This window comes from Nitratireductor sp. ATLC21 (assembly GCF_057196525.1).
Genome location: NZ_JBXUOU010000001.1, coordinates 1,467,775 through 1,493,010, shown reverse-complemented (window position 1 = coordinate 1,493,010; position 25,236 = coordinate 1,467,775). Strand labels below are relative to the sequence as shown.

The following is a 25,236-nucleotide window of genomic DNA, read 5'->3' as shown; positions in this document are numbered from 1 at the left end:
CACTGGCATGCACCGGGCCCTGACTTTGACGCGGCGGCGTATCGTCAGCAGCATTCCGGTGCTGCTGATTGTCATAGTGGGCACGTTTTTGCTTCTGGAAGCAGCACCGGGCGATGCGGTGGATGCCTATCTCTTATCACTGGGCGGCGGCGATGCGGGCCTCGTTGCGGAGCTTCGCCAGAGCTATGGGCTCGACCAGTCGCTTGTGAAACGGCTGACGCTTTATGTGGGCGCGCTTCTGCGGTTCGATCTCGGCTGGTCGGTGACCTTCGACCGGCCGGTTCTCGACCTCATCGCGGAGCGCTTGCCCAACACGCTCTGGCTCATGGGCGCGGCGACGGCGCTTGCCTTCTCGCTTGGTTCGCTTCTGGGCATTGTTGCGGGCGCACGGCCCGGCAGCCTGACGGACCGGGCGCTTTCCATCGGATCGCTGGCGCTCTATGCGGTTCCGAGCTTCTGGCTTGGCCTTGTGCTGGTTCTGGTGTTCGCGGTCGATCTGCGCTGGTTTCCCACGGCGGGCATCGAAACCATCGCCTCCGGCAAGACGGGGCTGGCGCGCGTGGCCGACATTGCCTGGCATCTGGTGCTGCCGGTTTCCGCGCTCGGCTTCATTTACCTCGCTCTTTTCCTGCGCATGATGCGGACCGGCATGGCGGAAGCCTGGCGGCAGGATTTCGTGCTTTTTGCGCGCGCCAGGGGGCTGGCGCGGCGGCGCATCGTGCTGCGCCACGTGGCGCGCAATGCGCTTCTGCCGCTGGTCACCATGCTTGGCCTGCAGGCGGCGGCCATGCTGGGCGGCAGTGTGGTGGTGGAAAGCGTGTTCGCCATTCCGGGTTTCGGGCGGCTTGCACATGAAGCGGTTTCAGGCCGCGATGCGCCGCTTCTGACCGGAATCATCATTGTCAGCGCGGTGCTCGTGATCGTCGTCAATCTTCTGGTGGACATTGCCTATGCGGCGCTCGACCCGCGTGTTGGCAGCGGGGAGGCGTCGTCATGAACCGCGTTGCGGGCCGTCTCTTGCGCTCGCCCGAAGGGGTGGCGGGGCTTTGTCTTCTGGTGCTGCTTGCTGCCATGGCGCTTGCAGCACCGCTTCTCTTCCCGGGCGATCCGCTGGTGATTGTCGGGCGACCGATGACTGCACCCTTCACCGATCCGGCGCTTCCGCTTGGCACGGACCGGCTGGGGCGGGATGTGGCTGCGGGCCTGATGCATGGCGCGCAGACATCGCTTCTCGTCGGGCTCGCCACGGCGCTGGTCGCGCTCACCGCCGGGGCGCTCGTCGGCACGGTTGCCGGGCTTGCCGGAGGGCTGGTGGACGAGGCGCTGATGCGGGTGGTCGATGCGTTTCAGATCGTGCCGGGCTTTCTTTTGGCGCTGGCTTTTGTCAGCGTCACTGGGGCGTCGCTTCCGGTGATCATTCTCGCCATTGCCCTTGGCGCGTGGACCGGGCCGGCGCGACTGGTGCGGGCGGAAGTCCTGTCGATCCGCGAGCGCGACTATGTGGCGGCGGCGCGGGTGATCGGCATGCATCCGGCAGAAATTGCGCTGCGCGAAGTGCTGCCCAATGCGCTGCCGCCGGTTCTGGCGCTGACGGCGGTGATCGTCGCCACGGCGATTCTGGTGGAGGCCGCACTTTCGTTTCTCGGGCTTGGCGATCCCAATGTGGTGACCTGGGGCTCGATGATCGCCGAGGGGCGCAATGTGCTGCGCACCGCGCCGCATCTTTCCATCGTGCCGGGGCTGGGGCTCGTGGCCACGGTGCTTGGCGTTTATCTTCTGGGCGAGGGGCTGGCGGATGCGATGGCAGGCCGCACGGGGCGCGGATGAGCGCGCCGCTGGCCGAAATCCGGGGGCTCTCGGTTTCCTACGGGTGTGACGATGCGCGAAGCTTTGCGCTTCAGGACGTCGATCTCGACATTGCGAAAGGCCGTCGCCTGGCGGTGATCGGCGAGAGCGGGTCGGGCAAGAGCACGCTGGCGCTGGCGCTCGCGGGGTTGCTGCCGCCGCAGGCGCGGATTGAAGGCAGCATTGGCTGGCCGGGCCTTGCGCATCCGCCTGTGGCGGGGCGCGACATCGGCATGGTGTTTCAGGATCCCGGTGGCAGCCTCAACCCGGTTCTGACCATTGGCGAACAGGTGGCGGAAGGCGCGGTGCGTCATCTGGGGCTTGGCTGGCGCGCAGCGAACACGTACGCGCTGGCGCTGCTTGAGCGGGTGCGCATTCCCGATCCGCAGGCCGGACTCCGCGCCTATCCGCATCAGTTTTCCGGCGGGCAGCGCCAGCGCATCGCCATTGCCGCAGCCATTGCGGCAAAGCCGGGGCTGCTGATCGCCGACGAGCCCACAAGCGCGCTCGATATGGTGGTGCAGGCCGAGATCGTGGCGCTGCTCGACGAACTGGTGCGCGAGGCGGGCATGACGCTGATCTTCATCACGCATGACATTGCGCTCGCCTCCGGCTTTGCCGACGACATTGCCGTTTTTCAGCGGGCGCAGCTGGTGGAGAAAGGCGCGGCGCAGGCGGTTCTGACGAAGCCGACGCATGCCTATACGAAACACCTTCTTGCCGCGCAGATCGATTTTTCAACACCGCGCCTGATCGACGGGGCGGCCGATGCCTGAGCCGCTTCTCGTTGCGCAGAACCTTTGCAAGACCTTCACCAGCCGGGGGCGCAGGGTGACCGCGCTTGACGATGTGAGCCTGACGCTTGCTCCGGGCGAGACGCTGGGTCTGGTGGGCGCGTCCGGCAGCGGCAAGTCGACGCTCGCGCGGGTGCTGCTCAGGCTTTTGCGGGCCGATGCGGGGGCGGTGCGGCTTCAGGGTGAAAACTGGCTTCAGCTTCGCGGGCGGGCGCTGCGCAGGCGGCGCCGGGCAATCCAGATGGTGTTTCAGGATCCGCTTGCGGCCTTCAATCCGCGCGCGACCATTGACGGCGTGCTGGCGGACCCGCTGCGCATCCACGGTCTCGCGGATCGTGCGGCGCGCCCGGTGCGGGTGGGCGCGCTTCTGGAGCGGGTCGGGCTTCCCGCAAGCTATGCCGCGCGCGGCGTCCATGAAGTGTCGGGTGGCGAACGCCAGCGGGTCGCCATCGCGCGTGCCTTGGCTGCGCGCCCCTCGCTGATCGTGTTCGACGAGCCTGTCTCCGCGCTCGACCAGTCGATACGTGGAGATATCCTGAAACTCATCGCTGATTTGCAGAAAAGCGAAGGCCTCTCCTACCTCTTCATCGCGCATGATCTCGCTGTCGTGCGTCTTGTTTCCCACCGGGTGGCTATCATGGAGAGCGGCCGTATTGTCGAGACGGGTCCGACTTCGCAAATCATCGACAGCCCGCAATCGCCGGCGGGGAGGGCGCTCGTGGCGGCGGTGCCACGGCTGGAGTTTCCTCGCGCTCAATAGGCTGAGGGCAACCGCATATCGCGGGTTGCGCAGTTGCTGCGCCATGCCGCTATAGTGATGCGGAAACGCACAACTCGCGCGAACCGGAGCCATCGTTCATGACGATCCGCAATCTTGAATTCGCCGCCCGTCCACGCTCTGTTGCCGTCATCGGTGCTTCAAAGAGGCCCGGCGCTGTCGGCCATATCGTGATGCAGAATTTGCAGGATGGTGGGTTTGACGGCGAGATCTGGCCCGTCAATCCGAAATACAGGGAAGTGGCAGGCCGGCGCTGCTACAAGCGCGCTGCCGACATTCCAGGCATTCCGGACATTGCCGTCATCGTCACGCCTCCCAAAACGGTGCCGGGGATCATCTCCGAGCTTGGCGAGAAGGGAACACGCACCGCTGTCGTCATCACAGCCGGGCTGACACGGGAGAACGGGTTGCGTCAGGCCATGCTCGACGCGGCAAAGCCCTATCTTTTCCGCATCATCGGTCCGAACACGGTGGGGCTGATGGTGCCGCCGATGAATTTCAACGCCAGCTTCGCGCATATGCAGGCCAGGCCCTGCGGGCTCGCTCTGCTTTCGCAGTCAGGTGCGATTGCCACGTCGCTCGTGGACTGGGCAGCGGCGGAAGGCGTTGGCTTCTCGCATATCGTTTCGCTGGGCGACATGGCCGACGTGGATGTGGGCGACTATCTGGAAATGCTTGCCGGCGACGGGCGCACGCGCGGCATTCTCATGTATCTCGAAACAATTCCCAATCCGCGCAAATTCATGACCGCCGCCCGGGCGGCGGCGCGGCTGAAGCCGGTGATCGCCATCAAGGCCGGCCGCCATGCGCAGGCCGCACAGGCGGCAGCGACGCACACCGGCGCGCTTTCGGGCGCGGACAGGGTGGTGGAGGCGGCGCTGCGCCGTGCCGGTATTCTGCGCGTGCTCGATCTTGGCGAACTGTTCGATGCCGCGGAAGTGCTCGCCCGCTTCCGCCCCCTGCAGCGGGCCCATGTGGGCATTGTCAGCAATGGCGGCGGGGCGGGTGTTCTGGCCGTGGACCGGCTCAACGATCTCGGCGGCACGATGGCAGAATTTTCGCCCGAAACCATCGCCCGTCTGGACCGGGCGCTGCCGCCCAACTGGTCGCATTCCAACCCCGCCGACATTATCGGCGATGCGCCGCCGGAGCGTTATAGCGAGGCGCTTCTGGCGGTGGCTGACGATCCCGACATCGATGCGGTTCTGGTGTTCAACTGCCCGACCGGGCTTGCCTCGCCCTCCGATGCGGCCCGCGCGGTTGCGGCCCATGCCGACAAGGGGCGCGTGAACGGCAAGCCGCTCATCACCTGCTGGCTGGGAGAGGAGACCGCGCGGGAGGGGCGTCGCATCCTGCAGGAAGCGGGCATTGCAAACTTCAGCACCCCGTCGAGCGCCACCGCGGCGCTTTCCTATCTGGGTGAATGGTCCCGTGCCCAGAAGGCGTTGACCCGTGTGCCTTCGAGCCGCAGCGAGGATGTACAGGGAGACCGCGAAAGCCTGCGCGCCATCCTTGAAAAGGTCGCTGCCGAAGGCCGTCGCATGCTGACGGAACCCGAAGCCAAGGCGGCCATTGCCGCTTACGGAATTCCCGTGCCTGAAACCGTGATTGTCGAGACACCAGAAGCAGTGAGTGAGGCCACTGCACGCTTGCTCGAAAGCTCGGAAAGGGTTGTCGTCAAACTTCTTTCCAGAACCATCACGCACAAATCGGATGTCGGCGGCGTGGTGCTTGGCCTCAAGACGTCGGAAGCGGCGCAGAAGGCCGCCGAGAACATCATGAAGCGGCTGGACGATGCGGGCATGGCCGACGGGCTTGAAGGCTTTGCCGTTCAGCCCATGGTGGTGCGCAAACACGCCCATGAGCTCATCCTCGGTGTTAGTCAGGATCCCATCTTTGGTCCCGTGGTCCTTTTTGGAGCAGGCGGCACGGCGGTGGAGGTGATGGAGGATACGGCCATTGCGCTGCCGCCGCTCGATGACGTTCTGGCCGGCGACCTGATGGCGTCGACCCGCATCGGAAAACTGCTGGCTGGATACCGCGATCGCGCGCCCGCCGACAGTGATGCGATTGCTGGCGCCCTCAACGCCGTATCGCAGATGATCGTCGATTTCCCCTGCATCAAGGGCATGGACATCAACCCGCTGCTGGCCGACGCCGATGGTGTTGTGGCGCTCGATGCACGCATCGAGATCGAGCCTGCGGAGATCCACCGCAAGGGTCCGAACCCGGACCTTGCCATCCGCCCTTATCCGTATGGCTGGGAAAAGGATGTAAACCTGGAGGGGCACCGCTACCATCTGCGTCCGATCAAGCCTGCGGATGTGGCGTTGTTTCCGGATTTCCTGGCGCGCGTTTCGCCGGAGGATATCCGGTTCCGCTTCCTCGCCCCGCGCAAGCACTTTCCAGACGAAATGCTGGAACGACTGACCCAGCTCGACTACGAGCGCGACATGGCCTTCATCGCGCTACGCGAAGAGGATGGCGAGATGGCGGGCATTGGCCGCCTTTCGGCTGATCCCGACAAGGAGATCGCCGAGTATGGCCTGCTTGTGCGCACCGATCTTCAGGGCCACGGGCTTGGCTTCGCGCTGCTGAAGCAGCTCATCGACTATGGCCGGGAAGAGGGCATTGGCGCCATCGAGGGCATTGTCCTGAGCGACAACACCAAAATGCTCGCCATGTGCCGCGATTTTGGCTTCGTGGTGAAGGACAGCGGCGAGGCCGGCGTGACAACGGTGGTGCTGGAGCTCTAGGCAGGCGGATGAGGGGCGGGTGCGCCAGACCTCAGATGCAGGCTTCGAACAGCGCCTTCGTGTTGGCTGCGGTCAGCTTGACCGGGTTGCCTCCACCACTCGGATCTACCAATGCCATCTCCACCATCTCGTCAATGCGATCTGATCCGACGCCCATGTCGCTGAGGCGGTCGGGAATTCCGAGTTCTTCGCGGAGCTGCATCACGAAATCGAAGAATCCGTCAAACCCGCCCGCAATGCCCAGATAGGCTGCGGCGGCAGCTATGCGTTCCTCGATCTCCGGCCGATTGAGTTTCAGCACAGCCGGCATCACCACTGCATTCGTCGTGCCGTGATGGGTGTTGTAGAGCGCCCCGACCGGGTGGGAGAGTGCGTGGATGGCACCCAGGCCCTTCTGGAACGCGACCGCGCCCATGGCGGCGGCGCTCATCATGTGCGCGCGGGCCTCGAGGTCTGTGCCATCATGGTAGGCACGGGGAAGGTACTCTTTCACGAGCCGAAGCCCTTCAAGAGCGATGCCCTGGCTCATCGGGTGGTAGAAGGCCGAGGAATAGGCCTCCAGACAATGCGCAAAGGCATCCATGCCGGTGCCGGCGGTGATCGCCTTGGGCATGCCCACGGTCAGTTCCGGATCGCATATCACCACAGAGGGAAGCACCTTCGGATGGAAGATGATTTTTTTGACATGGGTTTTGGAGTTCGTGACAACGCCCGCGCGCCCCACTTCCGAGCCGGTGCCGGCAGTTGTGGGGACGGCCACGTTTGGTGCGATTTTCGACGCATCCGCGCGGGTCCACCAGTCGCCAATGTCTTCGAAATCCCAGACCGGTCGCGTCTGACCGGCCATGAAGGCGATCAGCTTGCCGAGATCGAGGCCTGAACCGCCGCCGAAAGCAACAACGCCATCATGACCGCCGTCCCTGAAAACCTTCACACCGGCATCGAGGTTCTTGTCGTTGGGGTTGGGGTCAACCTCTGAGAATATGGCCCGGCCAAGGCCCGCGGCCTCCAGAATGTCGAGCGCATTCTTCGTGATGTCCATGCCGGCAAGGCCGCGGTCGGTCACCAGAAGCGGCTTTGAAATGCCGGCTGCCTTGCAGGCTTCGGCCAGTTCCCTGATGCGCCCGGCGCCAAACCGTACAGCGGTGGGATAGGACCAGTTTCCTTCGAGCTTCATGCCTGTTTCTTTCTCATGTGGTAGGATTTCGGGCGGGTCAGATTGTGGTAGCCGATTTCGGAAAGCGCGCCGCCGCGCCCGGTGTTCTTACAGCCGGTCCAGCAAAGGGCCGGGTCGAGATAGTCGGCACGGTTCAGGAACACGCTGCCCGTTTCGATGTCTGCACCGATAGCCGCCGCGCGCTCGGGATCGGATGTCCACAGCGAGGCGGTCAGGCCGAACTCGCAATCATTCATGAGGTCGAGCGCTTCGGCATCGTTCTTCACCGGCATGATGCCGACAACGGGGCCAAAGCTTTCCTCGCGCATCACCCGCATCTGGTGGTTCACGTCCACGAGGATCTGCGGCATGAGATAGGTGCCGCCATCATCTTCCGGGAAGGTTTTCGGATCGACCAGCGCCTTTGCGCCCTGCGCCAGCGCGTCTTCGGTCTGGCTGCGCACTTCGGCCGCAAACCGCTTGTTGGCCATGGGGCCGATGGTGGTGTCCTCGTCCAGCGGATTGCCGAGTTTCAGCTTGCCCACCCAGTCCACGGACTTCTCGACAAAACTGTCGAAATGCTTCTCCGCGACATAGATACGTTCGATGCCGCAGCAGCACTGGCCGGCATTGAACATTGCGCCGTCCATCAGCACATCGACGGCCCAGTCGATATCCGCATCGTCCATCACATAGGCGGGGTCCTTGCCGCCGAGTTCCAGCCCGAGCCCGGTGAAGGTGCCGGCAGCCGCCCGCTCGATGGCGCGTCCCCCGCCGACGGATCCTGTGAAATTGATGAAGTCGAAGGAGCGCTTTCCGATCAGCTTTTCCGTGCCGGCATGGTCAAGGAAGAGATTGACGAACAGCTCTTCGGGAATGCCCGCTTCATGGAAGGCGCGCACGATGCGCTCACCCACGAGCAGCGTCTGCGTGGCGTGCTTGACCGCGACGGCATTGCCGGCAATGAGGGCGGGAACGATGGTGTTCATGGCCGTCATGTAGGGATAGTTCCACGGCGCGATGACGCCGACCAGCCCGTGGGGAACGCGTTCGATGCGGCGCGCGAAGCTTTCCGAATCCTCCAGAACGATGGGTGCGAGGGCACGCTCGGCAATCTCCGCCATATAGGCGGAGCGCTCGTTCATGCCGCCGAACTCGCCGCCATAGCGCACCGGGCGGCCCATCATGTGGGCAAGCTCCGGCACCACTTCGTCTTTCATCTCGTTGAGGCGGGCAACGCCGGCATTCACCAGCTTGATGCGCTCATCGAGCGGACGTGCGGCCCAGGCCTTTTGAGCATGGCGGGCATTGGCGAGAAGCCTGGCCGCCTTGTCGGGGTCCATCACCGGGCGCTCGGCAAAGACCGTGCCGTCGATGGGGGAAATGCATTGCAGGGTTTTCGTCATGTCATGCTCTCTCAAAACCGCGCCTGACCTCCCAGTCGGTGACGCGGCGATCATATTCGGATTGTTCCCAGCGGGCTGCATGGACATAGTGATCGACAACGTCGTCACCAAAGGCCGCACGCAGCATTTTTGAACCGTCGAGCGCGGTGGCGGCATCGCGCAGGGTTTTGGGGATCTCGCGGATGCCTTCGCCCTCATACGCGTCGCCGACAAAGGCCGGCTCCAGCTCTCTCTTGTTTTCGATGCCATCAATGCCTGCCGCGATCAGGGCCGCGAAGGCAAGATAGGGGTTCAGGTCGGCGCCGCCGACCCGGCATTCCACGCGCACCGCTTTCGTGTTCTCTCCGCAGACGCGGTAGCCCGCCGTGCGGTTGTCGAACGACCAGATCGCTTTGGTGGGGGCGAAGGTTCCGGCCGCGAAACGTTTGTAGGAATTGATGTAGGGCGCGAGGAAATAGGCAATTTCGCCGGCATGGGCGAGCAGGCCCGCCATATAACGTTTCATCATGTCCGACATGCCGTGTTCGCCCGCAGGGTCGAAGAAGAGCGGCTTGCCATCGAGCGTCCAGAGCGATTGATGGATGTGCGAGGAATTGCCGGCTGCCTTGTCGTCCCATTTGGCCATGAAGCTGATGGCGCGACCGGCCTTCCAGGCGATTTCCTTGCAGCCGTTTTTCACGATGGCGTGGCGGTCGGCCATGGTGAGCGCGTCGGTGTATCGGACGTTGATCTCCTCCTGACCGGCATCCGCCTCGCCCTTGGAGTTTTCCACCGGCACATCCGCGCCGTTGAGGCCGTTGCGGATCGCCCGCATCACATCTTCTTCCTTGGTGGTCTGGAAGATGTGGTAATCCTCGTTGTAGGCGCTGATGCGCTCCAGCCCGCGATAGCCTTTCTCTGCGGCTTCCTCGAATGTGTCGCGGAAGAGGAAGAATTCCAGTTCCGAGGCCATCATCGCCTTCATGCCCATGGCGTCCAGCCGCGCGACCTGCTTTTTCAGGATGGCGCGTGGCGAATGGGGCACGTCTTCATGCGTGTGGTGGTCGAGCACATCGCATAGAACCAGCGCCGTGCCTTCCAGCCAGGGAATGCGCCGCATGGTCGAGAGGTCTGGCTTCATCGTGTAGTCGCCATAGCCTGCCGACCAGCTCGTCGCGCGATAACCCTCGACCGTGAACATCTCCATGTCGGTGGCGAGCAGGTAGTTGCAGCTATGGGTTTCCTCGAATGCGCTTTCGAGGAAGAAATCCACATGGAACCGCTTGCCCATCAGGCGCCCCTGCATGTCGACCAGCGCGACGAGCACCGTGTCGATCTCGCCGGCCTCCGCTGCCGCCTTGAGGCTTTCCAAAGTCAGTTTGCCCGCCATTCAACTCGTCCTGTTGGTGGTTTTGGATATGGCCCCGGCAATGACGCCGGGGCCATGATTTTGTTCTGATCAACCGTAGCGATAGGGAGGACCGGCCTTCTGCATGAGCGTGCGGTAGTCGCGCAGGATTTTCACCACACGCTCCTTGCGCCCGCCTTCGGCAGCAATCTCGTCCCAGAATTTTTCCGCCTCGGCTTCCACCGTCGCCCATTCGGCGTCGGGGATGGTGGTGAGTTCCATCTTGCCGCCATTGACGCGCAGATCCGCTTCGCCGGCCCAGTACCAGTGCAGGCGATAATAATGCGAGGAGTCCATCGCCAGCCGGAAGAGCTGCTTCAGGTGGTCCGGCACCTCGTTCCAGCGGTCGGAATTGGCGAAGAAGGAACCAACCCAGGCACCGCAGATATTGTTGGTGAGCAGATAGGGCGTCACGTCAGCCCAGCCCACCGTGTAATCCTCGGTGATACCCGACCAGGCGATGCCGTCGAGCTCGCCCGTCTGCACGGCAACTTCCACGTCTTCCCATGGAAGCGTAACGGGAACGACACCGAAGCGGGAAAGGAACTTGCCGGCTGTCGGGAAGGTGAAGACACGCTTGCCCTTCAGGTCTTCAAGGCTCTTGATGGGTTCCTTGGTGTTGAAGTGGCAGGGGTCCCATGAACCCGCCGAAAGCCATGTAACGCCTTCGACCTCGCCATAGGCCTCTTCCCAGATCTCGGCCAGGCCATGCTTGTAGAAGAGCGCCTGCACATCGAGCGAATAGCGCGTGGCAAAGGGGAAATAGCCGCCGAAGACCGACACATCGACCGGCGCTGCCATGGAATCGTCGTCCGACTGCACGGCGTCGATCGTGCCATTCTGCATGGCGCGGAAAAGCTCACCCGTCGGTACGAGCTGGTCGGCATAGTAGAGCTCGATTTCCATCTCGCCATTGGCCGCCTTGTTGAAGGCGTCGATGGCCGGTTTGACGACATGTTCGGCAAGGGCAGCGCCGGCATAGGTCTGCAGCCGCCAGCGGATCGGGCTTTGCGCATGAACATAGGGCGTTGCAAGGGCCGTGGTTCCGGCTGCTGCCGCCGATGCCATGCCCGCTTTCTTGAGAAAGTCGCGTCTGTTTTGCATCTTCGTTCACTCCTCTGGTTGTTGTCCCGGTCGTTGTTGCCGGGCATTGCCGCAGGCTTGTTCTGGTCGTCACCTCCTTGGTTGTGCGTTTTCAGCGCGCATAGACATGCTCCGGGAGCCATAGCGCGATCTGTGGGAAGGCCATGACAATGATCAGCGCGAACACCATGACCGCCACGAAGGGCACAATGGACCGGTATATGTCTCCGAGCTTGATTTCCGGCGGCGCCATGGCCCGCATCAGGAACAGATTGTAGCCGAAGGGCGGGGTCATGTAGGCGATCTGGCAGGTGATCGTGTAAAGCACGCCGTACCAGATGAGGTCGAAACCGAGCAGCTTGACAAGCGGCACGTAGAGCGGCGCGACGATGACCAGCATCGCCGTGTCGTCCAGAAACATGCCCATGATGAGATAGGAAAGCTGCATCAGGATCAGCACTTCCCAGGGCGACAGGCCGAGCTGATCGAGAAAGAATCCCTCGATGGCCCTGACGGCACCCAGTCCGTCAAACACCGCGCCGAAGCACAGTGCGGCCAGGATGATCCACATGAACATGCACGAGACGGAGAGCGTCTTGCGCACCGTGTCGTGGATCACCTTCAACGTGAGCCGGCCACGGATGGCGGCGGCGGCGGTCGCCGAGACGGCGCCGATGGCAGAGCTTTCGACAAGGCTGGTAACGCCCATGACGAAAAGCCCGGTCATCAGGAAAAAGATCATGAAGGGCAGAATGCCGGCCGATAGGAGCTTGAGCTTTTCGGACATCGGGATGCGGCGCTCTTCGGCAGGAAGCACAGGCCCGAGATTGGGCTGCAGCCAGCACCGGATCGCGATGTAGAGAACGAAAAGCCCGGCCATGAGCAGGCCCGGAAACACGCCTGCAAGCCAGAGCTGGCCGACCGGCTGGCGCGCGATCATGGCGTAGAGCACCAGCACCACGCTGGGCGGCACGAGGATGCCGAGCGATGAACCTGCCTGGATGACGCCGGTCACCATGATCTTGTCGTAGCCGCGTCTGAGCAGTTCCGGCAGCGCGATTGTCGCGCCGATGGCCATGCCGGCGACGGAGAGGCCGTTCATGGCGGAAATAACCACCATGAGCGCGATCGTTCCGATGGCAAGCCCGCCGCGCACCGGGCCGAACCACACATGGAACATCTTGTAGAGATCGTCGGCAATGCCCGATTCCGACAGCATGTAACCCATGTAGATGAAGAGCGGCAGCGTCAGCAGCGCGTACCATTTCATCAGTTTCATGGCGGCGGAAAAGGCGATCTCGGAGCCACCCGTGCCCCAAAGCAGCAGCGCGAAGGCCACCGCAATGAAACCGATGGCGCCAAACACGCGCTGGCCCGTCAGAAGCAGGCCCATCATGCCGGTGAACATGAGGATCGCTGTCAGTTCATAGCTCATGACAGCTCCTCCCCGCGCACCCGCGCAATGTCCCTGAAGAGCTGGGCAACGGCCTGAAGCAGCGTCAGTGCGATGCCGATGCACATGATGATCTTGATGGGTGCCATGTAGGGCGACCATGCCGAATAGCTGGTCTCACCATATTTCAGTGCATAGGAGGTGGAGGAAAAACCGCCATAGAGCAGAAGCGAGAGATAGAAGATCAGGAACAGAACGGTGATGGAATCGACAAGCGCCTTCGTGCGGGGCGACCATCGGGCATAGATCAGGTCCATGCGCACATGCGCGTCGTTCTGCAATGCCCAGCCGCCGCCGACCATGTAGTAGGCAACCATGGCAAACTGGGCCATTTCAAGCGTCCAGAGCGGCGGAATGGCCACGGTTTTCATGATCGACGAATAGAGCAATATGCCGATCATCAGGAAGATCATGTACATGACCACCAGGCCGACATAATGATTTGTACGATCGATCAGCCGCACATAGCGCCTTATGGCATTCGGCATCGCTTCCCGTCTCCCATTTTATCTCCTCTGTCTTCCCGCTCTGGTTCTGCGCCGGCCTTTTCTTGTCAGGCTTGTTGTGGTCCGGCTGCGTGTATGTCGATGTGAAAGCGCTCCAGTGTCGTCTCAAGCAGCTTTGCTGTACGCTTTGCCCATTCATCCTGTCCCTGTTCCGTATCGATCAGATCGCTGCAATACTCGATCATGACGTTGAGGAGGCCGTTCTGGACTGCGTGCAGGCGCAGAGTGTGTGTCACACCATCCTCCGGCCCGTAGGGATAATTGCGCATCGCATTGGAGATGCCCTGCTCTTCTGCCAGTTGCAGCATGGCATCGGCGAGCCGGCGGTCCCGGTCGTGCAGAAGCCCGATCGCGCGATGCCGGGCGATGCCGAAATAAACGCGGGTGAAGGAATGGATTGTGACGATGACCGGTTGTCTGGATGGAGCCGTCCGTGCTGCGATGAGCTCCGCAAGGGCCTGACGAAAAGGCTCGTAAATCTCTGTGACACGCTGTCTGCGCGCTTCGTCCGAAAGATTGCGATTTCCCGGGATGGCGTGAATCTCGCTCCTCTCCGGGATTGCATCCTGCGCATCCGGGGGACGGTTGCAGTCGTAAACAAGCCTTGAGAAGCGTTGATGGATGAGGGGAGCATCCAGAAGTTCGGAGAGTTTTCGAGCTACGGCCAGAGCCCCAATATCCCAGGCTGCGTGGCTGGTTAGCGTCTCAGGTTTTGCTCCAAGATCGGAAAGGGTCCGGGGAATGGTGCGAGAGGCGTGTTCACAGACGAGAATGACCGGCGACCGCCCATCGGTACGCTCGATCTCGAATGGTTCGCCCTCGGATGGGTCAAGCAGCACTCTGACCATCAAACCTCCACACACCCGCCCGCGCCCCTGCGGTTTATCTGTAATATTGATTAGCATTGCGGATAATTTGTCAATTGTGTAATTTTTATTACGGACACGAAGTCGGCAATGCGGGAGAGTGGCGTTTGGGTACGAAAGAGCTTGTGCATGGCGCGCTCGGTCAGATGACCGATGCGGAACGCAAGGTGGCCCATGCGTTTCTCGCCAACTATCCAAGCACCGGCCTTTCCACGGTTGCCGAGTTTGCCGGGCTGGCCGGTACAAGTGCGCCGACGGTTCTACGCTTCGTGTCGCGGCTCGGCTTTTCCGGTTATCCAGAGTTTCAACGCGCGCTGAGGACCGAGATCCAGGCGGAATTGCTCTCGCCCTTGGAGAAAGGAGACAGTTCTGCTGCGCGAAATATGGATGGTTCGGCACTCGGCTCCTACTTTTCCCGTGCCACGGCCAACATTCAGGCGACGCTTGAAGCAATTCCTGAAAGCGAGTTTGAAGCCGCCTGTGCGCTTCTCTCCGACCCGAAGACAGCCTGTTACACGCTCGGTGGCCGTTTCAGCGATGCGATTGCCCGCTATATGGCTTCGCATCTGCGCATCGTGCGACCCAATGTGCGCCGCTTTCAAGACCAGACATCCACCTGGGACGATCAGTTGCTCGACGTGAAGGCGGGTGACGTGGTGGTGTTGTTCGATATCCGTCGCTATCAGCGCGACCTGGTGCATTTGAGCGAGCTTTTATGCGAACGCAAAGCGCGCATTGTGTTGATCACCGATAGCTGGCTGTCACCGATTTCGCGCTATGCGAAGGTTGTCCTGCCCTGCGCCATCGATTCAGGCCGAACCTGGGATTCGGGCGTTGTTCTGCTGGCGCTGGTGGAGGCTATTGTAGACCGTGTAACCCACGGAGATTGGGACACGGCCCGGGAACGCATCCAGGCGCTGGAGCATATTCACTGGAACAAACCGGCTGCAGGGGAGTGAACCGGGGTTTTATCCGTACACGGCTGCTGCAGCGTCCTTCAGCGACGCCATCGCCGCCCGGTAGGGCCCGGGGCCATGGCTGATACGGGCCACCCCCAGCTGCCCAAGTGTCGCGGCATCCGGCGCGCTCTTCATGGCCATGATGTTGACGGGCAGGGACGAGGCGTCGCAAAGGTCCTCAATCAGCACCTCGTCCACCAAGGCGGGGGCGAAGAAACCGCTGGCGCCCGCGTCCGCAAAAGCCTTCGCGCGTTCCTTGGCTTCTTCGATCAGGCCTGAATGACGGTCACGCTCGCTCTCTTTGAGGAAAAGGTCGGTCCGGGCATTGATGAAAAGGGGCACGCCGCGTGCCTCCGCCATCGCCCGGATGGCTGCAATACGTTTTGCCTGATCGGCGATCGTATGCAGGCCGCTGCCACCGACGATCTGATCCTCGAAATTGATGCCCACCGCACCCGCGTCGAGAATGCGCGAGACATTGTCAGCAGCACCTTGCGGATCGGTTGCATAGGCACCTTCGAAGTCGACAGAGAGCGGCAGGTCGACCGTCTCCACGATGCGGCGGGCCACCTGAGCCAAGAACTCGACGGGGATTTTCTCGCCATCGCCAAAACCATGGGCGGCGGCGACCGACCAGCTTCCGGTCGCAAGGGCCTTTGCGCCAGCCTCGGCTACCGCTGCCGCAGAACCTGCGTCCCAGATATTATAGAGGACGAGAGGACTGCCTTTGACGTGAAGAGCGTGGAAGGTATGAGCCTTGTCGGTCTGTTGCATGACCGGTCTCCATGAGAAATGGGGTGGATCCGACTTCAGCTTTTCACATTCTTTGGCGGCGCGCTTGCTCCAAAGCGTGCTGTGCCGCGGGCCAGTGCCCCAAGGTCAGATCAGTCACAAAGCGGACGAAGCAGCGTTTGAGTCGCCTTGATGTCTTCGCTGATGGCATCGCACACGCCCGCTGCATCGCGCTTGCGCAGTGCCGCGATCACATCGTGGTGGTGGCGCGCGTAGGTTCCGCCTTCGCGTGAGCGCAGGGTCGGCTCGAGATGACGTGTCAGCATGCGCATATAGGGTCCGAAGCGCAGCCATAAGGACTCGGCCAATTGCAACAAAACTTCAGAGCCGGAGCTCTGGTACAGGGTGAAGTGGAACTCCTGGTTCTTCACCAGCATCGTGTAGATGCTTTCCTCGTGACTTGACGTCTCGTGCGCTTTCACCAGTTCTTCAAGCGCTCCGATGTCAGCCGCGCTGCAGTTTGGGGTCGCGAGCTCTGCGGCCAAGCCTTCGACGGCAATCCGAGCGCGGCAGAGATCGTCAAGCCGTGCCTTGCTGATGGCGGGGACACATGCTGAGCCGTTGGGTGCGATTTCCAGCGCGTTTTCCGCAGCCAGGCGACGTAGCGCCTCCCGGACCGGCATGTGACTGGTGCCGAAGGAGTCCGCCAGAGAGGCAATGGTGAGCGTCTGGCCCGGGTCGAACCGGCCGACCATCAGCGCGTGACGAAGTTGCTGGTAAACACCGTCCTGTATGGTGACGCGTCTGGACACCGGAACGAATTCGCCTTCCATCGCCCTGCCACCCCTCGTCAGTCTCGTCTTTGCCGATACAGCTTCTATGTGTATCGGTTAACGATCGACTAAGCGCGTACTTCTTGTGATGCAAGGTTTTCGGGCGGTGGAATGCTTCAAGTCACATGATTTCGTCACAAAATGGAACAGTGTTGTTTGGCAGGCGGCGAAAAAGTCCCGCCGCCAATATTGCTTTACCGTCTCAATTGGTAGGGCGGATTGCCTGACCCTTTTCGTCGAAACGGAAGACGCGAGTTTCATCGAACTTGGCATGCACCATGCTGTCGATCTCGAAATTCTGCTCGCCGAAGAGGCGGGCGCAGACCAGTCCGGCGGCACCGCAGTCGAGATAGACATTGGTGTCCGCGCCCAGATGCTCGACGTGAGAGACGCGGCCGGAAATGTCTCCACCCGAAGGCACGATGGAAATGTGCTCCGGGCGTATACCGATCGTCTTGGCATCCTCGCGGGAGAGGTGGCCGGCCTCGATGAAATTCATCTGAGGTGAGCCGATGAAACCGGCGACGAAAAGATTGGCCGGGTCGTTGTAAAGCTCCATGGGCGTGCCCACCTGCTCGATCTTCCCGCCATTCAGAACGACGATGCGGTCTGCGAGCGTCATGGCTTCGGTCTGATCATGGGTTACATAGACCATGGTGGCGCCCAGTTCCCGATGGAGGCGCGCGATTTCAAGCCGCGTGTTGACACGCAATGCCGCATCGAGATTGGAGAGCGGCTCGTCGAACAGAAAGAGCTTGGGCTTGCGCACCACGGCGCGGCCGATGGCGACACGCTGGCGCTGGCCACCGGAAAGTTCCGCCGGACGCCGGTCGAGATAGGGTTCGAGCGACAGCATCTTCGACGCAAAGTCCACACGTTCGGCAATGTGTGCGGCCGGGTGTTTTGCCTGTTTCAGGCCGAGGCTCATATTGTCGCGCACGGTCAGGTGCGGATAGAGCGCATAGGTCTGGAACACCATGGCGATACCGCGCTTCGAGGGGGGCGTCGAGCTCACCTCCGAACCGTCGATCTCCACGCTCCCGCCGCTGGCATCTTCAAGCCCCGCGATGATACGTAGAAGGGTGGATTTGCCACAGCCGGACGGGCCGACGAAGATGACGAATTCGCCGTCCTGAACTTCGAGGTCCACGCCCTTGATGACGTCGACCTGGCCGAACGATTTGGTGATGTTCTTGAGTGCGAGTGAGCCCACGGTTTCGTCCTAGAGTTCGATTTCCTTGCCGCTTCGCACGCTTTCGTCGGCGGCGAGGCAGATGTTGAGGGATTGCACGGCGTCATGCATGTGCCGTGAAAGGTCGATGTCTTCGCAGATGGCTTTCAGGACGAAGGCCTGTTCGCGGTCGCACAGTTCCTGATGCCCCGGCTCGCCTTCCATCGACAGAAGCGTGTCCTCTTGGGCGAAACGACCGCTGGCGTCGGTCTCGGCCCTGTGGATGCGGATGCGCGAGGTCTGTGTGTGCGCGTCGATGTCATCCGACTTCGCGCCCTCGTCCATCACGATGGAAACGCAGCCATTGGGGGAGATGATGTCTTTCACGAAGAAGGCCGTCTCCGACATCATCGGTCCCCAGCCGGCCTCGTACCAGCCCACCGAGCCATCGTCGAAAATCACCTGGAAATGTCCGTAATTGTACATGTCCAGGGCGATCTCCTCGGAAAGCCGAACCCCCATGCCGCGCACCTTGACCGGCTTCGCATCGGTGATCTGGCACATCACGTCCACATAGTGCACGCCGCAGTCGACGATGGGTGGCGTCGTCTGCATGAGCTGTTTGTGCGTCATCCAGGTTGGACCGGAGGATTGCTGGTTGAGGTTGAGCCGGAACACATAGGGGCCACCGAGTCCGCGCGCTTCCTCGATCAGCTTCACCCAGGAAGGGTGATGGCGCAGGATGTAACCCACCACAAGCTTGCGCTTGTGCGTTGTCGCCGTCTCCACCACGCGCCTTGCGTCGGAGACATTCGTGGCCAACGGCTTTTCCACGAACACATGCGCACCAGCCTCCATGGCGGCAATCGCATAGGGGGCATGGCTGTCAGAATACGTGTTGATCGAAGCCAGATCCGGTTGTGTTTCGGCCAGCGCCTCTTCGAAATCGGTCGAGTGCCGATATCCCTTCAGCGCATCTGGCAGGTCCGGCTTTGAACGGCTCACGAGCCCCACAATCTCGAAGCCGGGATTGGCGTGATAGGCGAGCGCGTGGCTCATGCCCATATTGCCGAGGCCTGCAACCAGCACCCGGACGGGTTTGTCCTGTGCACTCATTTCACCGCTCCCGATGTGATGCCGCGGATCAGCTGGCGCGAGAAGATCAGGTAAAGAATCAGCACCGGCAGAATGGCGAGCGACAGGGCCGCCAGAACCGCGTTCCAGTTGGTCACAAACTGGCCGATGAAGACCTGCGCGCCGAGCGTGATGGTTTTCGTTGCCTCGGCTGGCGCCAGGATCAGGGGGAACCACAGATCGTTCCAGATCGGGATCATCGTGAAGACCGCGACCGTCGCCATGGCGGGCCGCACCAGCGGCAGGACGAGGCGGAAGAAGATGCGGTATTCGCTGAGCCCGTCGATGCGACCGGCATTCTTCAGATCATCGGAGACCTGCCGCATGAACTCCGAGAGAATGAAGATGGCCAGCGGCAGCCCCTGAGCCGTATAGACAAGAATCAGCGAGGTCAGCGTGTTGACGAGGCCGGAAGCGGCCATCATCTGGAGGATCGCCACCGTGCCGAGCCGGATCGGGATCATGATGCCGAGCGCCAGATAAAGCCCCATCAGCGTGTTGCCCTTGAAGCGGTATTCGGCAAGCGCAAAGGCGGCCATGGCCCCGAAAAGCAACACCATGAACAGCGATACCACGGTGACGACGAAGCTGTTCTGGAAATAGAGCAGGAAGTCGCCCTGTTTCAGAACCGTCTCGAAGCCGACCAGGCTGAAGGTTTCCGCATTGGGTAGCTCCAGCGGCGTGCGGAAGATCGCCTTGCGCGATTTGAAGGCGTTGATGACGATCACGAACACCGGAAAGAGCGCGATGATCGTGTATGTCGCCAGCACCGCATGGGCGGCGATAGAACGGACGGGGGAGTGCCTGGCTGTGCTCATCGGTCTCTCCCCTCAGAATTGGTAGCGGCGCAGCCGCGTCTGGATGCCGAAGAGATAGATCGACACGCCGACAAGAATGATGGCGAACATGGCCGTCGCAATGGCTGCGCCGAGGTTCGGATCACCGAGTTGAAGCTGGAAGCCAAAGAAGGTGCGGAACATGAAGGTGCCCAGAATGTCGGTGGAGAAATCCGGTCCAGCCAGCGCGCCCTGTGTCGCGTAAATCAGGTCGAACGCATTGAAATTGCCGACAAAGGTCAGGATCGAGATGATGCCAATGGCCGGCAGGATCAGCGGCAGCTTCACCTTCCAGAATTGCGACATGCCGGTGATGCCGTCGCATTCGGCCGCTTCCAGAAGCTCGTCGGGAATGGAAAGAAGCGCTGCATAGATGAGCATCATCGGAATGCCGACAAACTGCCAGACAGAGATCAGCGCCAGCGTGGTCAATGCATAGGCTTCCTTGCCAAGCCAAGGCTGGAACAGGCTTTTCAGGCCAACGAGATCAAGCAGGTTGGGCGCCACGCCCCAAAGCGGGCTCAGGATCAGCTTCCAGGCGAAACCTGCAATCACGAAGGAGAGGATCGTCGGGATGAAAATGGCTGTGCGATAGAAGGAGCGCATGCGGAGCCGCGGGCTCGACAGAAGGGCAGCGAGCAGTATGCCGATCGGGTTCTGCACGATCATGTGCACGATGAAGAACCAGGTATTGTTCTTGAGCGCGTTCCAGAACTGGTCCGACCATTGCGGATCTCCAAACAGGGCCCGGAAGTTCTGAAGGCCGACAAAGACCTGGCTGTTTTGCACCTCACTGTACAAGGCAAGTTGCAACGTGCTGAACAGCGGGATGATCATGATCGCCGTGTAGATCAGAACGGCAGGCGCCAGAAACACGGCAATGTGCCAGCGTCGGGGCTTCTTTGTGGCTTGGGCCATGGAACGTCTCTCTATGATCCGGGCCCGCGCGAGAGGCGGACCCGGTTTTGTTCAGAGCTTGCGCTTACTGCTGTGGCTCGTACCAGCCGGCCAGACCGTCCTGAAGCTGCTTTGCGCCGTCTTCAGGTGTCTGGGCGCCACGCAGAACGTTGGCGGAAACGTTCCACATCTCGTTCCACAGGTTCGGCGTGCCGCGCGAGAGAATCTGGTGCGCGGGACGGATGGTGGACTTGCAGTTCTCACGCCAGGAGACGAATTCCTTGGCCAGCGGATCTTCCATCTCCACGGTTTCGTTGGACAGAGAGAAGAAGCCCGGCAGCGAGTTGGCATACAGTGACGCGAACTCCGCGGAGCCGACCCAATTCAGGAAGGTGCGGGCGGCTTCTGGATGTTTGGTCTTGGCGTTCATGCCGATGCCGATATCCGTGTGGTCGGAAATGTAGCACTCGTCGCCCGCATTCTGCACCGGCGGCGGGAATGCGCCCAGTTTGAAATCGGCCTGCTCGTTGAAGATGGCGATTTCCCAGGAACCAGCGGGGAAGATGGCTGCACGACCAAGCGTGAAGAGGTTCTGGCTGTCGGGATAGGCCTGCGCCTCATAGCCGTCACCGAGATATGGTGCCCATTTGGCGATCTCAGCGAGCGGTGTGACCCACTGCTCATCGGTGAGCTTTTGCTTGCCGGCGATCAAGGCCAGTCGGCCTTCCTCGCCCTTCCAGTAGTTCGGACCGATATTGGTGTAGCCCATGGTGGCGGCTTCCCATTGATCCTTGGCGCCCATGGCCATCGGGATATAGGTGCCGTCTTCCTTGATTTTCTCGAGGACCGCGTAGAATTCCTCATTGGTTTTCGGCGGTTCGATGCCAAGCTCTTCGAAGGCATCGGCATTGTAGATGAAGCCGTGGATCACGGAAGCCATCGGTACGCAGAAGGTGGCCGAGCCATCGTCCGTGCTCCATGCTGCCTTGGCCACGTCGGAGAAGTTCGACATGTTCTCAAGGTCCTTGAGATCCGTCAGATGGCCTTTTTCATAAAGGCTGAGCGAGGCATCGAACGGGCGGCATGTGACGAGATCGCCAGCCGTGCCGGCGTCGAGCTTGGAATTGAGAACGGCATTGTATTCGGTCGGCGCGCTCGGTGCGAAGTTCACCTTGATGCCGGGGTGCTTGGCTTCGAAGGCCGGGATCAGTTTTTCCTGCCAGATGGTCAGGTCGTCATTGCGCCAGCTTTCGATGGTGAGTTCGGCATCCTGTGCCATCGCCGTGCCGGTTGCACCCAGCATGGTGGCGGCAAGCAGTGCCAGTCTGGTGGATTTCATCATGGTAGTCTCCCTGTTTTGCTCAAGAGGCATCTCCATGGCTCGGCATGCAAACATGGAGCGCGCTCCGGGCGCTGCTGAACTTGTCTGATGGAGGCAATCTTGGCAGGGCCGTGGGCCCTACAAAGCCTTGTCAGCGCTTCCGGGTAGTCTGTGCGTGTACGGGATTCTTCTTGTGTGCCCTTATACGCGCCGCTCCCCGGACCCCTCTGCATCCTCCAATGGAGAAATTAAAGGCCAAAAAGATACCATTTGTCCAGAGTGAATTCTGAGTATTCCCGAGTGGGCTTTGAAGATTCCCATTTTTAAGCTTTTTTATCATGCACTTAAAGTCATAATGATGGGTGTTGATTTTTTGTTGTTCCCTGGAGGTATCTTTTTGGTATTATGTTCCAGAGGAGTGATCATGAGCGAATACGTGATAGCGATAGATGGAGGGGGAACCAGTTGCCGGGCTGCGTTGGCGGATCGCCACGGGCGCGTGGTGGGACGCGGCAAACAGGGATCCGCCAATATTTTCACCACGTCGGATGCCATCGGCGCGAACATCATTGCCGCCGCAGGGCAGGCTTTGAAAGATGCAGGCATCGAGGGGAGCAAACTTTCGGAGATACCCGCCTTCTTAGGACTTGCAGGAATCAATGTTGGAGAACGTCAGCGGGAACTCGCAAAGGCTCTTCCTTTTGCGGACACCCGGTTTGTTCATGATGGCCTGATCGCGATGCAGGGCGCGCTGGGTGATGAGGACGGCGTGATGGCCATTCTGGGCACCGGCTCGGTTTACGTTTCCCGGGTGGACGGGACCTTGCGCAATGTTGGCGGCTGGGGGTTTGCCATCGGGGACCAGGCAAGTGGCTCATTCATCGGCAGAACACTGCTGCAACAGACGCTTCTTGCCCATGATGGAATTCGTGAACCCACGCCGCTGAGCCGCGCAGTGATGGCGCGTTTCAATGATGACCCAGAAGCCATGGTGGAATTTGCACAGCAGGAAGCGCGTCCTGCCGATTATGGCGCTTTCGCTCCAATGATTTTTGAATACGATACCGAGTGTGACCTGCTCGCCAGGGACATCCTGCTCGATGCCGTGCGGGACATCACCATGGCGCTCGATGCCGTTGTTTTCGAAGGCTGTGAAAGGCTTTGTCTCCTTGGAGGGCTGGCCCACGAATATGCCAAGCGGCTTGCGCCGCGTCATAGAGCGATCCTGGCCGAACCCCAAGGCGATGCCCTTGCAGGTGCGGTGCAATTGGCGTTGCGTACGTTTCCGCTTGAGACGGCCGGGGAGAAGCGTTGATGACAGCCCCGGGCCTTTTTTCCGCAGATCGGGTGGCGGCCATGGGGTCAGGCCCCCTTTATCTTCGTTTGCGGCGTTTGCTCGAAGACGCAATTGCCGGCGGGATATTGCGCGAAGGCGAGGCTTTGCCGACTGAGCGAGACATTGCTGAGCTGACGGAGTTAAGCCGCGTAACCGTGCGCCGTGCCGTCGATGATCTGGTGAAGCAGGGGCGGCTTATCCGCCGGCACGGGTCGGGCACGTTCGTGGCGCCTTCGGTGTCCCGTGTTGAACAGTCTCTCTCCCTTCTGACTTCGTTTACCGAAGATATGGCGCGGCGGGGTCTCACGTCACGTTCTGAATGGCTGGAGCGCATCGTTGCAGCGCCATCCCCTGATGAAATGATGGTGCTGGGCCTTTCGATGGGCGATACGGTCGCAAGACTGGAGCGACTACGCATCGCCGACGATGTGCCGATGGCCATCGAGCGCGCCTCAATCATCGGCAGTTTCCTGCCGGATCCGGCTTCGGTGACAGACTCCCTCTACGATGCGCTTGGTAAACGGTCGGCCCGGCCATGCCGTGCCACTCAGCGAATCTCGGCCCGAAATGTGGATGAGCGGGAAGCTTCGCTTCTTAACGTCGCTCCCGGGGAAGCCGCGCTCTATATCGAACGCGTTTCCTATCTGCCCAATGGTCGGGTCATCGAATTCACCCGTTCTGTCTATCGCGGTGACGCGTATGATTTCGTCGCCGAACTGAAGATTCCCGAGCGCTGACGCGCTCTGACAATTGGAACGTAGCATGTCTTCTTTCGCACTTGCCGGCGCGCGTATTTTTGACGGGGAAACCTGGTTCGACGATCACATCCTGATGGTCGACGATGGCCGGATTTCAGCCATCGAGACGCGAGAAAACGCCTCTCGCGATCTGCCCGTCCGTGATGCCGGCGGCGCCATGATTGTCCCTGGCTTCATCGATCTTCAGGTCAATGGCGGTGGTGGGGTGATGTTCGACGGAAATTGCGGAGTGGAAGGGCTTGGCACGATCTGCCGTGCGCATGCGCGGTTCGGGACCACCGGTCTCTTGCCGACTTTGATTACCGACACGCGAGAAGCAACAGCCGTTTCAGTCGCTGCCGGGTTGGAAGCTGCACGGTCGCGCATGCTGGGATTTCTCGGTTTGCATCTGGAGGGGCCGCATCTTTCTGTTGAACGGAAGGGCGCCCACGATCCGGCTCTTATCCGGCCGATGGAAGACAGGGATCTTGCCGCCTTGATAGAGGCGCGGAAAGGGCTGCCCTCGCTGATGGTGACGCTTGCCCCGGAAAACGTGACAGCCGACCAGGTTCGGGCCCTGGTGGACGCAGGCGTGAAGGTCAGCCTCGGCCACACCAACACCACTTGCGAAACCGCGCTGGCCTACGCGGAGGCTGGGGCGTCGCTCGTCACACATCTTTTCAACGCAATGAGCCCGCTTGCGCATCGTGAGCCGGGCGTTGTGGGGGCTGCGCTGCAGAGCGGGCAACTCTGGGTGGGAATCATCGCCGATGGCGTGCATGTCGATCCGGTGGCCATCGGTGTTGCTCTGCGTGCCAAGAATGGCCCGGCGCGCCTCTTCGCCGTGACGGATGCCATGTCGACGATCGGGACGGACATGACGTCTTTCACGCTGAACGGGCGGACCATCATGCGGGAAAATGGGCGCCTGACACTGGCGGATGGCACTCTGGCTGGCGCAGATATCGATATGATTTCCACGGTTGTCTATCTTCACCGCACGGTAGGCTTGGCGCTTGAAGAGGCGCTGCGCATGGTGAGCGTTTATCCTGCACAGGCCATAGGGCTCGATCACTCCAAGGGTGGTCTTGCGGTGGGAAAGGACGCGGATTTCGTCGTACTCGACGATGATCTAGGTGTCGTTTCGACCTGGATCGGCGGTGAAGCGGTATATTCGCTCCTCTGAGCAGAATCTTTATTTTTCCTCTTGAAGCTCTAGTGACTAGAGCTCCTATCCTTGCTGTCATTGA

The 25,236-nt window shown here is 61.2% G+C and carries 23 protein-coding genes; 9 read left to right on the top strand and 14 right to left on the bottom strand.

Annotated elements, in window-relative coordinates; genetic code table 11:
* Positions 1 to 7 precede the first annotated feature (7 nt).
* The 5 genes from AC2CHD_RS07285 to AC2CHD_RS07265 all read left to right on the top strand — a co-directional run bounded on the left by AC2CHD_RS07285 (position 8) and on the right by AC2CHD_RS07265 (position 6,173).
* Complete coding sequence (locus AC2CHD_RS07285; RefSeq protein WP_484553100.1) at positions 8 to 997, top strand: ABC transporter permease; 990 nt, start codon at positions 8 to 10, stop codon at positions 995 to 997.
* The gene (locus AC2CHD_RS07280; protein ID WP_484553099.1) at positions 994 to 1,827 is read left to right on the top strand and encodes an ABC transporter permease; all 834 of its coding nucleotides are present in this window, start codon (positions 994 to 996) and stop codon (positions 1,825 to 1,827) included. The genes AC2CHD_RS07285 and AC2CHD_RS07280 overlap by 4 nt, the downstream gene beginning before the upstream one ends.
* Entirely contained in the window at positions 1,824 to 2,621 is a 798-nt protein-coding gene (locus AC2CHD_RS07275; RefSeq protein WP_484553098.1) for an ATP-binding cassette domain-containing protein, read from the top strand. The genes AC2CHD_RS07280 and AC2CHD_RS07275 overlap by 4 nt, the downstream gene beginning before the upstream one ends.
* Positions 2,614 to 3,399: an ABC transporter ATP-binding protein gene (locus AC2CHD_RS07270; protein ID WP_484553097.1), complete on the top strand. Its 786-nt coding sequence runs from the start codon at positions 2,614 to 2,616 to the stop codon at positions 3,397 to 3,399. Before AC2CHD_RS07275 ends, AC2CHD_RS07270 begins: the two co-directional genes overlap by 8 nt.
* A gap of 98 nt (positions 3,400 to 3,497) precedes the next feature.
* Positions 3,498 to 6,173, top strand: a complete 2,676-nt coding sequence (locus tag AC2CHD_RS07265) for a bifunctional acetate--CoA ligase family protein/GNAT family N-acetyltransferase (RefSeq protein ID WP_484553096.1) — start codon at positions 3,498 to 3,500, stop codon at positions 6,171 to 6,173.
* Between the two features lie 31 nt (positions 6,174 to 6,204).
* Here the strand turns inward: AC2CHD_RS07265 and AC2CHD_RS07260 are convergent, their stop codons facing one another.
* The 7 genes from AC2CHD_RS07260 to AC2CHD_RS07230 form a co-directional block, all read right to left on the bottom strand.
* Positions 6,205 to 7,350, bottom strand: a complete 1,146-nt coding sequence (locus AC2CHD_RS07260; RefSeq protein WP_484553095.1) for an iron-containing alcohol dehydrogenase — start codon at positions 7,348 to 7,350, stop codon at positions 6,205 to 6,207.
* Complete coding sequence (locus AC2CHD_RS07255; protein WP_484553094.1) at positions 7,347 to 8,735, bottom strand: aldehyde dehydrogenase family protein; 1,389 nt, start codon at positions 8,733 to 8,735, stop codon at positions 7,347 to 7,349. Before AC2CHD_RS07255 ends, AC2CHD_RS07260 begins: the two co-directional genes overlap by 4 nt.
* 1 nt (position 8,736) lies before the next feature.
* Positions 8,737 to 10,104, bottom strand: coding sequence for a glutamine synthetase family protein (locus AC2CHD_RS07250; protein ID WP_484553093.1), 1,368 nt, complete (start codon positions 10,102 to 10,104; stop codon positions 8,737 to 8,739).
* Positions 10,105 to 10,173: 69 nt separating this feature from the next.
* Positions 10,174 to 11,226, bottom strand: a complete 1,053-nt coding sequence (locus AC2CHD_RS07245; RefSeq protein WP_229448310.1) for a TRAP transporter substrate-binding protein — start codon at positions 11,224 to 11,226, stop codon at positions 10,174 to 10,176.
* A 91-nt stretch (positions 11,227 to 11,317) separates the two neighbouring features.
* Positions 11,318 to 12,640 (bottom strand): TRAP transporter large permease, encoded by a 1,323-nt coding sequence (locus AC2CHD_RS07240; protein ID WP_484553092.1) that lies wholly within the window; start codon positions 12,638 to 12,640, stop codon positions 11,318 to 11,320.
* Complete coding sequence (locus AC2CHD_RS07235; RefSeq protein ID WP_484553091.1) at positions 12,637 to 13,146, bottom strand: TRAP transporter small permease subunit; 510 nt, start codon at positions 13,144 to 13,146, stop codon at positions 12,637 to 12,639. The genes AC2CHD_RS07240 and AC2CHD_RS07235 overlap by 4 nt, the downstream gene beginning before the upstream one ends.
* A gap of 65 nt (positions 13,147 to 13,211) precedes the next feature.
* Positions 13,212 to 14,012, bottom strand: coding sequence for an N-formylglutamate amidohydrolase (locus AC2CHD_RS07230; protein WP_484553090.1), 801 nt, complete (start codon positions 14,010 to 14,012; stop codon positions 13,212 to 13,214).
* A 125-nt stretch (positions 14,013 to 14,137) separates the two neighbouring features.
* Here AC2CHD_RS07230 and AC2CHD_RS07225 point away from each other — a divergent pair, with 125 nt between their 5' ends.
* Positions 14,138 to 14,989, top strand: coding sequence for a MurR/RpiR family transcriptional regulator (locus AC2CHD_RS07225; RefSeq protein WP_229448314.1), 852 nt, complete (start codon positions 14,138 to 14,140; stop codon positions 14,987 to 14,989).
* Positions 14,990 to 14,998: 9 nt separating this feature from the next.
* Here AC2CHD_RS07225 and AC2CHD_RS07220 read toward each other — a convergent pair whose 3' ends face one another.
* The 7 genes from AC2CHD_RS07220 to AC2CHD_RS07190 form a co-directional block, all read right to left on the bottom strand.
* A complete protein-coding gene (locus AC2CHD_RS07220) occupies positions 14,999 to 15,763 on the bottom strand; it encodes an isocitrate lyase/PEP mutase family protein (RefSeq protein ID WP_484553089.1) in 765 nt (254 codons plus the stop codon).
* Between the two features lie 110 nt (positions 15,764 to 15,873).
* Positions 15,874 to 16,554 (bottom strand): GntR family transcriptional regulator, encoded by a 681-nt coding sequence (locus tag AC2CHD_RS07215; protein WP_484553088.1) that lies wholly within the window; start codon positions 16,552 to 16,554, stop codon positions 15,874 to 15,876.
* A gap of 202 nt (positions 16,555 to 16,756) precedes the next feature.
* Positions 16,757 to 17,767, bottom strand: coding sequence for an ABC transporter ATP-binding protein (locus AC2CHD_RS07210; RefSeq protein WP_484553087.1), 1,011 nt, complete (start codon positions 17,765 to 17,767; stop codon positions 16,757 to 16,759).
* 9 nt (positions 17,768 to 17,776) lie between these two features.
* Positions 17,777 to 18,841 (bottom strand): Gfo/Idh/MocA family protein, encoded by a 1,065-nt coding sequence (locus AC2CHD_RS07205; RefSeq protein WP_484553086.1) that lies wholly within the window; start codon positions 18,839 to 18,841, stop codon positions 17,777 to 17,779.
* Positions 18,838 to 19,677, bottom strand: coding sequence for a carbohydrate ABC transporter permease (locus tag AC2CHD_RS07200; protein WP_229448322.1), 840 nt, complete (start codon positions 19,675 to 19,677; stop codon positions 18,838 to 18,840). The genes AC2CHD_RS07205 and AC2CHD_RS07200 overlap by 4 nt, the downstream gene beginning before the upstream one ends.
* 12 nt (positions 19,678 to 19,689) lie before the next feature.
* The gene (locus AC2CHD_RS07195; protein ID WP_484553085.1) at positions 19,690 to 20,613 is read right to left on the bottom strand and encodes a carbohydrate ABC transporter permease; all 924 of its coding nucleotides are present in this window, start codon (positions 20,611 to 20,613) and stop codon (positions 19,690 to 19,692) included.
* 64 nt (positions 20,614 to 20,677) lie between these two features.
* The gene (locus tag AC2CHD_RS07190; protein WP_484553084.1) at positions 20,678 to 21,934 is read right to left on the bottom strand and encodes an ABC transporter substrate-binding protein; all 1,257 of its coding nucleotides are present in this window, start codon (positions 21,932 to 21,934) and stop codon (positions 20,678 to 20,680) included.
* A 403-nt stretch (positions 21,935 to 22,337) separates the two neighbouring features.
* Here AC2CHD_RS07190 and AC2CHD_RS07185 point away from each other — a divergent pair, with 403 nt between their 5' ends.
* Genes AC2CHD_RS07185 through nagA form a run of 3 tightly spaced genes read left to right on the top strand, consistent with a single transcriptional unit; the run spans position 22,338 to position 25,172 of the window.
* Complete coding sequence (locus AC2CHD_RS07185; protein WP_484553239.1) at positions 22,338 to 23,228, top strand: glucosamine kinase nucleotide-binding domain-containing protein; 891 nt, start codon at positions 22,338 to 22,340, stop codon at positions 23,226 to 23,228.
* Positions 23,228 to 23,986 carry a GntR family transcriptional regulator gene (locus AC2CHD_RS07180; RefSeq protein ID WP_484553083.1) on the top strand — a complete coding sequence of 253 codons (759 nt, stop codon included), beginning with the start codon at positions 23,228 to 23,230 and terminating at the stop codon, positions 23,984 to 23,986. Before AC2CHD_RS07185 ends, AC2CHD_RS07180 begins: the two co-directional genes overlap by 1 nt.
* A gap of 25 nt (positions 23,987 to 24,011) precedes the next feature.
* Positions 24,012 to 25,172 carry an N-acetylglucosamine-6-phosphate deacetylase gene (gene nagA / locus AC2CHD_RS07175; RefSeq protein ID WP_484553082.1) on the top strand — a complete coding sequence of 387 codons (1,161 nt, stop codon included), beginning with the start codon at positions 24,012 to 24,014 and terminating at the stop codon, positions 25,170 to 25,172.
* The last annotated feature ends 64 nt before the right edge of the window (positions 25,173 to 25,236 follow it).

Bases quoted from the DNA above. Each gene is read 5' to 3' on its own strand.
- AC2CHD_RS07285 (WP_484553100.1), top strand. From the start codon at position 8: ATGCACCGGGCCCTGACTTTGACGCGGCGGCGTATCGTCAGCAGCATT.
- AC2CHD_RS07280 (WP_484553099.1), top strand. From the start codon at position 994: ATGAACCGCGTTGCGGGCCGTCTCTTGCGCTCGCCCGAAGGGGTGGCG.
- AC2CHD_RS07275 (WP_484553098.1), top strand. From the start codon at position 1,824: ATGAGCGCGCCGCTGGCCGAAATCCGGGGGCTCTCGGTTTCCTACGGG.
- AC2CHD_RS07270 (WP_484553097.1), top strand. From the start codon at position 2,614: ATGCCTGAGCCGCTTCTCGTTGCGCAGAACCTTTGCAAGACCTTCACC.
- AC2CHD_RS07265 (WP_484553096.1), top strand. From the start codon at position 3,498: ATGACGATCCGCAATCTTGAATTCGCCGCCCGTCCACGCTCTGTTGCC.
- AC2CHD_RS07260 (WP_484553095.1), bottom strand. From the start codon at position 7,350: ATGAAGCTCGAAGGAAACTGGTCCTATCCCACCGCTGTACGGTTTGGC.
- AC2CHD_RS07255 (WP_484553094.1), bottom strand. From the start codon at position 8,735: ATGACGAAAACCCTGCAATGCATTTCCCCCATCGACGGCACGGTCTTT.
- AC2CHD_RS07250 (WP_484553093.1), bottom strand. From the start codon at position 10,104: ATGGCGGGCAAACTGACTTTGGAAAGCCTCAAGGCGGCAGCGGAGGCC.
- AC2CHD_RS07245 (WP_229448310.1), bottom strand. From the start codon at position 11,226: ATGCAAAACAGACGCGACTTTCTCAAGAAAGCGGGCATGGCATCGGCG.
- AC2CHD_RS07240 (WP_484553092.1), bottom strand. From the start codon at position 12,640: ATGAGCTATGAACTGACAGCGATCCTCATGTTCACCGGCATGATGGGC.
- AC2CHD_RS07235 (WP_484553091.1), bottom strand. From the start codon at position 13,146: ATGCCGAATGCCATAAGGCGCTATGTGCGGCTGATCGATCGTACAAAT.
- AC2CHD_RS07230 (WP_484553090.1), bottom strand. From the start codon at position 14,012: ATGGTCAGAGTGCTGCTTGACCCATCCGAGGGCGAACCATTCGAGATC.
- AC2CHD_RS07220 (WP_484553089.1), bottom strand. From the start codon at position 15,763: ATGCAACAGACCGACAAGGCTCATACCTTCCACGCTCTTCACGTCAAA.
- AC2CHD_RS07215 (WP_484553088.1), bottom strand. From the start codon at position 16,554: ATGGAAGGCGAATTCGTTCCGGTGTCCAGACGCGTCACCATACAGGAC.
- AC2CHD_RS07205 (WP_484553086.1), bottom strand. From the start codon at position 18,841: ATGAGTGCACAGGACAAACCCGTCCGGGTGCTGGTTGCAGGCCTCGGC.
- AC2CHD_RS07200 (WP_229448322.1), bottom strand. From the start codon at position 19,677: ATGAGCACAGCCAGGCACTCCCCCGTCCGTTCTATCGCCGCCCATGCG.
- AC2CHD_RS07195 (WP_484553085.1), bottom strand. From the start codon at position 20,613: ATGGCCCAAGCCACAAAGAAGCCCCGACGCTGGCACATTGCCGTGTTT.
- AC2CHD_RS07190 (WP_484553084.1), bottom strand. From the start codon at position 21,934: ATGATGAAATCCACCAGACTGGCACTGCTTGCCGCCACCATGCTGGGT.
- AC2CHD_RS07185 (WP_484553239.1), top strand. From the start codon at position 22,338: ATGAGCGAATACGTGATAGCGATAGATGGAGGGGGAACCAGTTGCCGG.
- AC2CHD_RS07180 (WP_484553083.1), top strand. From the start codon at position 23,228: ATGACAGCCCCGGGCCTTTTTTCCGCAGATCGGGTGGCGGCCATGGGG.
- nagA (WP_484553082.1), top strand. From the start codon at position 24,012: ATGTCTTCTTTCGCACTTGCCGGCGCGCGTATTTTTGACGGGGAAACC.